The sequence below is a fragment of the Streptomyces sp. NPDC058701 genome (assembly GCF_042715295.1).
In the GTDB taxonomy this organism is placed as follows: domain Bacteria; phylum Actinomycetota; class Actinomycetes; order Streptomycetales; family Streptomycetaceae; genus Streptomyces.
This window is the reverse complement of the sequence record NZ_JBHXSY010000094.1, coordinates 1-8388: the sequence shown is the minus strand read 5'-3', so window position 1 is coordinate 8388 and position 8388 is coordinate 1. Positions and strand designations below refer to the sequence as shown.

Below are 8388 nucleotides of genomic sequence, written 5' to 3'. Positions count from 1 at the left end.
CGCTCTGCTCGGCGACAAGGGCTACGACTCCAACCCCAACCGGGAAGAGCTGCGTAAACGCCGGATCCTGCCGGTCATCTCCCGCAGCAGTTCTCGGCACGACTGATCATTTGGAATGATCAGTTCAGTTGCTTGTGCATGACGATGCAGGGTCTACCGTACTGAACATCGGGACGGCGATCGATCTCCTGCCAGCCCAGCGATCTCCAGAAGGCCAGGGCCGTCGGGTTATTCTCCAGAACCGCGAGGCGGACGCCACTCCGGTCCTGGGCACGCAAGCGTTCTTCGATAAGATCTGCCAGCAGCCGGCCGTGGCCTTGGCGGTGTTGGTCTCCGTGCACCATCAGCAGTCCGATCCACGGGTACCCGTCCTTGGGGTGCTGGCGGAGAATGGATGCCAGTCCCACCACCTGACCTCCAACTTCTCGGGCGAGTAGGACGTCGAACCCGCCAGTGCCCGTATCCGCGCGCAGTTCGGCTTCCACCTGATGGGCCTGAACGCGGGCGGGATCGTACTCGCCAGATGCACGGCCGTACTCGGGGTTGGAGGTGTAGATGCCGACGACTTCGGCGATGTCCTCCGGAGCGAGTCGGAAGGGGGAAAGGTAGAGAGGCGACATGCAGCAACAGTAACCAGTTGCGTCACCCTTCGGCTCGCGAATATGGAGTCCGAGATCGGACGTTGGAGACCGACCTGGACACCCTGCTCACCGCGTTGCGCGTAAAGATCGACGACAAGAGCGGAGGCTCCGCGGCCGCCGGTCCGGGCGCCCAGGCCCTGGTAGCGGGCGTCGGCAAGGATCTGCACGGCTGGGCCGCCAGCCAAGTGCTTGACCAGGACTACTGACCTTGGAGACGTCTTGTCGTAGGGGCTGACGGTTGGTGATTGTCGCGGTATGCCGGAGGTAGGGCCTTGACCCCGAATCTTGAACACGTTTATGCGGCCTGGGCCAGGGTAATTGCTGGTGGTTGTGGTCGTTCTCGTAGGCGATCGGAGATCGCTGGCCGAGGAGGGAGTGCCTGCGTCGGGTGTTGTATCGGGTCAGCCGGCGGAAGGCTTCGAGTCGTGCTTCGCGCTCGTTCGACCAGCTTTTGCGGCCCTTGAGCGTCTCCCTCTTGAAGGCGGCGTTGAAGCTCTCCGCAGCGGCGTTGTCCGCGCTGGACCCGATCGCGCCCATGCTCTGCCGGACCCCTGCTGACCTGCAGATTTCAGTGAAGGCCCTACTCGTATATTGCGAGCCGTGATCCGTGTGCATCACGGCTCTGGCCAGGCTCCCGCGGGTCCGCTCAGCTGCCGTCAGGGCGTCGGTGACGAGTTCTGTCCGCATGTGGTCGGCGATGGCCCATCCGGCCAGCCGGCGTGAGGCGAGGTCGATGACGGTCGCGAGATAGAGCGGCTTCGCGCCGCTGACCGGCAGATAGGTGATGTCGCCAACGTACTTTCTGTTCACCACGGCCGCGGTGAAGTCACGGCCGATCAGATCCGGTGCCTTCGCCGCGGCCGGGTCCGCGACGGTGGTCCGGTGCCGGCGGCGTAGACGGACTCCCTCGAGCCCGATGGTCCGCATGATCCTGGCGACCCGCTTGTGGTTGACCGCCGGGCCGCCTTCGTCACGGAGTTCGGCGGTGATCCTGGGAGCTCCGTAGGTGCCGTCGGAGTCCTGGTGGACCTCGCGTATCCGGGCAACCTATATCGCCACGAGTGAGGGCTGGCTCTATCTGGCCACCGTGATCGACATCGCCTCACGCCGCGTCGTTGGCTGGGCGACGGCCGACCACCTGCGAACCGAGCTCGTCGCCGACGCACTGCGGACCGCCTGCCGTCGGCCGGCCAGTCCGGTGATCTTCCACTCCGACCGCGGCTGTCAGTACACCAGCCGTGAACTCGCGCTCTTGGCAGATGAGTTCGGCATTCGCCTGTCGGTCGGACGCACTGGGCAATGCTGGGACAACGCGCCCGCGGAATCGTTCTTCTCGACCCCGAAGAACGAGCTGGGCGACACCGACCCCTGGCCGAGCCGGGCTGCTGCACGCACGGCGATATTCGAGCGGATCGAGAGCTGGTACAGCTGTCGGGTTACCGGTGATTATTGACGCCGACGATTTACGCGTTCCTGGTGAAGATCATCGGGCCGCGAGAGTCGCCTCCGCCCATGGCACAGCACATCTGAAGGTGCTGGTCGAGCGGCTTGAAGTTGGATGCGTCGATGGTGGCGCCGGTGCAGTACCGCATCATGTCGTCCGCGAAGTCCGAGTCGCGCCGGTTGTAGTCGTTGGCGGGGTCATTCAGGGCGAAGATGAAGTCGTTCTCCGGCGCGTTACTGCGAAACTCGTAGCCAAAGGCACCGACGACCTCCTGGAACAGAGTCAAACTAGTGTCCCCACCGGAGGGTGGTCGCCGCCCAGGTGATCCCAGTTCCGCCGGAGAACATGGCGACGGCGTCCCCATCGTTGATCATTCCCATTCTGCAGCCTTCCGCAAGCTGGAAGGGGATGTTCGCCGAAAACAGGCTTCCCGTCCGGGAAAAGGTGTCGACAAATCTTGCGGAAGCCAGACCAGCGTGCTCCTGAGTGATCCTTCGCATCCACTTGGCTCCCTGATGGCTGGCGTAGAAATCGATGTCCGGGGCGGTAAGGCCCGCTTTCCGTAAGGCCTCGTTGATGGCCCTGTTGCTGATGTCAGCGACACTGAGCAGCATCTTGCGGCCCTGCTTGGAATCGACAACGTGAAAGACGTTGCGCCTTGCGCTATACCACGGTGAGTCGATCGGGTCGCACACCGCTGTGGGGCTGACCGATCCGTCACAGAAGTGCGCCGCTCCCAAAATTCCCCGCTCTGCGCTCACCGGTCCCAAGACGGCAGCGGCCGCTCCATCTCCCAAGGTCACCGATATCTGGTCTTCCATATGTAGCAGCCGGGAGGGCGCGGCCGATTGGATGATCAGCCCGTGGCGGAACGAGCCGGTCTGGATCATCGCCTGTGCCAGCAGCAGCTGTTGCTGGAAGGAGTTACAGGCCCCTTCCGTCGCCATCGCTAACGTGTCCTGGCGCATTCCCAGCTGCCGTTGGACCGCCGATGCGTTGGGCGAGCCGAGGCGGTCGGGTACGAGCGAATGCGTAAGGATGAAGTCGACGTCCTGGGCCCGGATTCCGCTGCACGCCAGCGCTTGCTCGGCTGCTGAAACCTCCATGTCGGATGACACCATCTCCTCCGCCATGACTCGGCGTTCGTCGACCCCTTGGAAAATGTCGTCCTTGGACCGTTCCAACTCGGAGATGATGATCTGCTCACCCGGGCCGGCTTCAGCATTTTTAGGTCCGGCTTTCAAGACTGCAGTCAGCCCTGCTTGTCTGCGGCGGCGTTCCACCCAGGAGCGCCGGGCGGGCTCCGACCAAAAGTCATTCGAGCGTACTTGGTCCGGGAGATAGGTACCCACACCATAGATTCCGACATTCAGGTGCTTCATACGTGCAATCCTCTCATATAACATCGACCCTTCATGACGCGGATTCCCGTTCGGGCGGTGATTGGACGATGACACCCGGTCGTTAGGAGTACGTACGGGAAATAATGATGGCACCCGTGGACAATAGTCAGCGACGTTCATCGAAAATAGACCGGCATCGCAGATCACCTCGGCAACGCCCTGCCTCACGGCGACCAGCTCGACGTCGCTGAGCGCGTCGTCCTCGACCCACGCCGCGACCAGCTGCGAAGGTCCGGCTGTGAGGCTCCTGCCATAGTCCAACCGGAACTCAGAGGCCATGGGGACAGCAGGCCCTTTATGGGGTCTACCGCGGTCACGATCAATATCTCCGCTACACTCTCAAAGTCCAGTTCTTCCCTCGCACCTAGGATCCGGCCGATGCCCCTGCCCACCCGGGCGGCCGCGTAGTCGTCCATCGATTCCGCTTGCGTAGAAAAGGGTACTGGAAGAAGTCTGGACGGAATATGCGTGAAATTCCGGGCCACAGTTTCGCTATAACGAGCTCATCACGGCTGGTCGTCGCATAGCCCCTTTGGACGATCCGGTGTGAAAGCATTGAGCCTTCGGATCTCGCCGGACCTGTTGCGTTGCTATTGAGCCACAATGGACTGATTTCCCTGCCTGCCTGTTTAGGTGATGCCGCAGGTCAGCTTTTGCCAGTAGGCAGCCTCGCAGTTCCCATTCGGTATTTATTTCCACAGGGGGGCCGCACGTTCAGTTTGGTGGGTTGTCGCCCTTGAAGCCGGCGACCGTGTCCACGCGGTCGCCGACCGGTGGTGAGATCTCCGGGTCTACAGTGACGTGGATGACGGCGGGGGTGTTGGCGGCGATGGCTTCCTTGAGCGCTTGGCTCATCTGTCCGGGCCGGTCGACACGCCAGGTGACCAAGCCCATGGAACTGGCGATGTCGGCGATGTCGGGGGGCTGGCGGTAGGTGACGCAGTGCAGTGGGCGCCCGGCGCTGAGGCGTTTACTGGCATGGTGGGTAATGCCGTGCTGGGCATTGTCTTCCACGATCCACACCACCGGGATGTCGTACTCGCGCGCTGTGAGCAGGTCCATGCCGTTCATGGTGAAACAGGCGTCGCCAATGATTGCGATGACTGGTCGGTCCGGGCGGGCGAGCTTGGCGCCGATCGGTGCTGTCGTGCCGTGCCCCATCGAACCGAACCCCAGGTTGAGCAGGAAGTCGTTACCTTCTCCCAGGCGCAGGTGGTGCAGGTTGAATAGCATGTGGCCGCCGATGTCGGAGACGAGCACGGCGTCCTCAGGCAGGGCATGCATCAGTTCAGCGCGCCAGCGTTGCGGGGCCAGCGGTACAGCAAGGGAGGCCCGTAGGTCCTCGTCATTGAAGCCGAAGGCCGGCAATATTGGCTTGGCTCGGCGGCTGGCGGCTGCGTCATGGGATCCGGTGGCGCGCAGGTGGTTCAGGATCGCGCGGGCTGCGACTTCGGCGTCGGCAACGATGCCGTGATCGATGGGGAAGTTGCGGCCGATCCGTTCCGGGTCGATATCGACCTGGATCAGGACCTTCCCGCAGGTGACGGCCGGGTCCCAATTCAAGGTAGTGGTTTCGTTCAGGGAAGCGCCGATGGTCAACAGCAGGTCACTCCCCGGATCGAACACTGCCTGTTTAGCCGAGGAGTGACCGGCGAACCCGAATATACCAACCGACAGCTGGTGGTCCTCGGGAAACACCCCTTTGGCCCGCGGCGTGGTGGCCACGGGTACACCGAGGGCCTCAGCGAGCTGCCTGACTGCCTGACGCGCCCCTGGCGAACGAGCTCCGGAACCCACCAGGAGTACCGGTCGGTCAGCGGCAGCCAACGCCTGGCAGGCATTGCCTACGGCGTGCGGGTCGACGGGGGTGGAGACTGTCCGATAGGTACGAGGTTGGAACCAGGTCTCGTCGACCGGATGGTTCCAATAGTCAACGGGAATGTTCAAATGGACCGGCCCTGGCCTGCCGCTGGTCGCGAGGCGCATGGCACGTCGGAAGTGCCGGGAAATATGGTCCGGGGAGATCACCATGGCCGAGTACTTGGTGATCGGTCGCATCATGCCTACGATGTCGATGTCCTCGCGCCAAGACTCCTGTGATGCGCCCTTGCCCAGGTGGAAGCTAGATGCCTGCCCGGTGAGCACGACCATCGGAACGCCATCTGCGAAGGCCGCGGCCACTCCGGTGATCAGGTTAGTGGCCCCGGGGCCAGCGGTGGCCGCCGCGACCGCAGGTCTGCCCGAGGCTCGGGCGTACCCGTCGGCCATGAACGCGGCTGCTTCCTCGTGTTTGGTAACGATTAGGTTGAAGGCGGAGTCGCGCTCGACGTGGTGGAAGAACGGGTAGAGCAGGCCACCCGGAATACCGAATACCGTATCAATTCCCTCCTCCGACAAGTGCTGCGCCAATACGTCGATCATGCGGGTGCCTGACAATTCTGTCACATTCATCCTTTGACCTCTTGATAGCTACGTTTTCTGGCGATTCGCGCCGCAACACCCATCAGAATCTAGCGTGCCGCATTATATCCGGATAGTTAATAACAAAGCGTGTATTCTGCATGGTCGTTCCGATGGTGACTCGCACACCCTCGCCATCGAAGGCCCGCACGAGAAATCCCCATTTTTTGGCCTGCACCGCGAATGGAAGGGACGCATTGTACAGCGGAAGCCATAGGAAGTTCCCCTGGGAGCTGGGGATATCCGCGGTGTGATGGCGCAATGCTGCGACCATGCGATCGCGCTCGGCGGCCACTTCGCGGGCCCGACACAACATCGCCGCCTCCTGATGCAACGCCGCCCGAGCTGCAGCCTGCGCCAGGAAATTAACAGAAAACGGGACAATACACTTGGCGATTGAGCGGGCTAGCAATGGGGATGAGTACAGCCAGCCTATCCGCAGGCCAGCCAACGCCCAAGCCTTGGAAAACGAACGGAGTACGACCACATTCGGGCGCTGCGCAGCCGCGTAAAGGCTGTCGATAGCGGGAGAAGGGGTAATGAACTCGTAGTACGCCTCATCAAGCACTACTACAACATCGGTCGGCACTTGGTCGACGAACCCCCATACCCGATCCGGTGGAATATAAGTACCTGTGGGATTACTTGGATTACATAAGACCACAACACGGGTGCGGCTGGTGATGGCAGCCAGGATATCCGGCAGGGAATGCCCGTAGTCCTCCGCCCGAAGGACCGGAACTCCAGTCGCGCCGGCGATTGCCGCGATCAGCGGATAGGCCTCGAAGGACCGCCAGGAATAGAGGACCTCCTCACCGTCACGGATCACGCCCTTGATAACGGCCTCCAGCAAATGGGCCGACCCATTACCGACGACAACGCCCTGCGGGTCCAAACGATAGCGCCCCGCCACGTCCCCAACTAGCCCCGCCGCGTTCAACTCCGGATACCGCGATATGTACTGCGCCGCCTCGGTGATCGCGTCCAGAACACCAGGAAGCGGGCCGTATGCCGACTCGTTTGTGTCTAGCTTGGCTAGCGCAGGAATGTCCAGTTCACGGGCCACAGCCACAGGGTCGGGGATCGCCTGATAATCCGGGAGGTGCCGGATTTCATTACGAATAAGATCAGACACCGGCTGCCTCCAAACTAGGCTGGAGCCAGCCGGTCGGAAAGTAACGTGGACCTCTGAGCCGGCGGCGGCGGCGGTCTCCACCCAGCCCACACATTGGCGACAGCGCAGATCGCGCATGAATCGGAGGTACTGTCACCGTTACACACGAATCGGGATACAAGATCATGGGCACACCAGGGGGGAGGGGGTGAAGTAGATTGACGCCGAATGGATTGAATCATGAAGTACCCTGATCGCCATCCTGGACAAATTTCGGCGAGGCCAGTCTCGACAATGACCCACTGATAGGACAAGAGCAGAAACTACTCAATGAGACTTCACTAACGGGACTGGTAGTGCGGGTTCGTCAGTCCCTGCAGGACAACCCTGGTGCTCGGCAGCCGGAGCGGATGTGGGCGCTCGGCCTGTTCCGGTCGGTGGTACTCGTCCTGTACCTGCTACGGCAGAGCCTGTTCAGGTGGGCCGAGCTGTTCGGCATCAGCCAAACCACAGCCTCCGGGCGCTGGACATCGTTGCTGCCGGTGGTGAAAGAGTTCTTGGCCGGACATCTCCCCGACCCGGCCGAGGCGTCGGCGGGCTGGGGTGTCCTCGTCGACGGCACCCTCGTCCACACTGGGACGGCGGGCGAGGGCACCACGATGTTCTCCGGGAAGCACGCAACACCGGCTTCAATATCCAGAGCGCACCCACTTTCTCCGGGCGCCTGCTCGCGTGCTGGCTACTTCCCGGACGCCTTCGCCAGCCGGGATTTGCTGGGTGATTTGGGCTACATGAGGACGGGCAGCCTCACCGCCCGGCGCAAGCCAGTCGGCCGGGACCGATCTGAGCCGGACAAGAACCAGAGCCTCACTCAGCAGGCTCCGTGCTGCGGTCGAGCGAGCGATCACCCACATGAAGGACTGGAAAGTTCTCGTCGCCTTCTCTCTCATCGTTTAAGACCATCAAAGCCCTGGTCTTCCACAAGAAGGGCTGGTCAGGCCCCATGAATAGGCAGGTCTAATGCTTGTCCCGCAAACCGCCTGATCAGGGTTCGGATGACATGATCGAAGCATGATCAATGGACTCACCCAGTCTGGGGCGATGAGGTAGGAACCTTGACCCCGGGTTTTGGACACCGGAGACACTTGGATCTTGATGGTCCAGGAGAACGGAGTCCCCGTGGGGATGAAGTATTACCCCGCCGAGTTCAAGGCGGACGCGGTCGTGTTGTACCGGTCGAGGCCGGGAGCGACGATCAAGTCCGTCGCCGGTGATCTCGGGGTGAACACCGAGACGCTGCGGAACTGGATCCGGGCCGCCGACGGC

The 8388-nt window shown here is 62.1% G+C and carries 8 protein-coding genes and 1 pseudogene; 3 read left to right on the top strand and 6 right to left on the bottom strand.

Going from position 1 to position 8388, the window contains the following annotated elements; genetic code table 11:
• Window positions 1-119 precede the first annotated feature (119 nt).
• Window positions 120-620, bottom strand: a complete 501-nt coding sequence (locus ACFWW8_RS37640; protein ID WP_386537207.1) for a GNAT family N-acetyltransferase — start codon at window positions 618-620, stop codon at window positions 120-122.
• Between the two features lie 62 nt (window positions 621-682).
• Between ACFWW8_RS37640 and ACFWW8_RS37635 the strand changes: the two genes are divergently transcribed.
• Window positions 683-847: a hypothetical protein gene (locus tag ACFWW8_RS37635; RefSeq protein WP_386537204.1), complete on the top strand. Its 165-nt coding sequence runs from the start codon at window positions 683-685 to the stop codon at window positions 845-847.
• A 133-nt stretch (window positions 848-980) separates the two neighbouring features.
• Here ACFWW8_RS37635 and ACFWW8_RS37630 read toward each other — a convergent pair.
• Window positions 981-1682: pseudogene (locus ACFWW8_RS37630) on the bottom strand (IS3 family transposase); the annotation flags it as partial.
• On the opposite strand from ACFWW8_RS37630, the gene ACFWW8_RS37625 reads away from it, so the two are divergent.
• Complete coding sequence (locus tag ACFWW8_RS37625; RefSeq protein ID WP_386537201.1) at window positions 1648-2094, top strand: DDE-type integrase/transposase/recombinase; 447 nt, start codon at window positions 1648-1650, stop codon at window positions 2092-2094. The pseudogene ACFWW8_RS37630 and the gene ACFWW8_RS37625 overlap by 35 nt on opposite strands.
• A gap of 10 nt (window positions 2095-2104) precedes the next feature.
• On the opposite strand, the gene ACFWW8_RS37620 is transcribed toward ACFWW8_RS37625, so the two are convergent.
• From ACFWW8_RS37620 to ACFWW8_RS37605, 4 genes are all read right to left on the bottom strand, one after another.
• Complete coding sequence (locus ACFWW8_RS37620; protein ID WP_386537198.1) at window positions 2105-2371, bottom strand: hypothetical protein; 267 nt, start codon at window positions 2369-2371, stop codon at window positions 2105-2107.
• Between the two features lies 1 nt (window position 2372).
• Window positions 2373-3767: a 3-oxoacyl-ACP synthase III family protein gene (locus ACFWW8_RS37615; RefSeq protein ID WP_386537195.1), complete on the bottom strand. Its 1395-nt coding sequence runs from the start codon at window positions 3765-3767 to the stop codon at window positions 2373-2375.
• Window positions 3768-4202: 435 nt separating this feature from the next.
• Window positions 4203-5939: a thiamine pyrophosphate-binding protein gene (locus tag ACFWW8_RS37610; RefSeq protein WP_386537192.1), complete on the bottom strand. Its 1737-nt coding sequence runs from the start codon at window positions 5937-5939 to the stop codon at window positions 4203-4205.
• A 52-nt stretch (window positions 5940-5991) separates the two neighbouring features.
• Complete coding sequence (locus ACFWW8_RS37605) at window positions 5992-7083, bottom strand: aminotransferase class I/II-fold pyridoxal phosphate-dependent enzyme (protein ID WP_386537189.1); 1092 nt, start codon at window positions 7081-7083, stop codon at window positions 5992-5994.
• Between the two features lie 1158 nt (window positions 7084-8241).
• Between ACFWW8_RS37605 and ACFWW8_RS37600 the strand changes: the two genes are divergently transcribed.
• On the top strand, window positions 8242-8388 hold a 147-nt coding region (locus ACFWW8_RS37600; RefSeq protein WP_386537210.1), incomplete at its 3' end, for a transposase.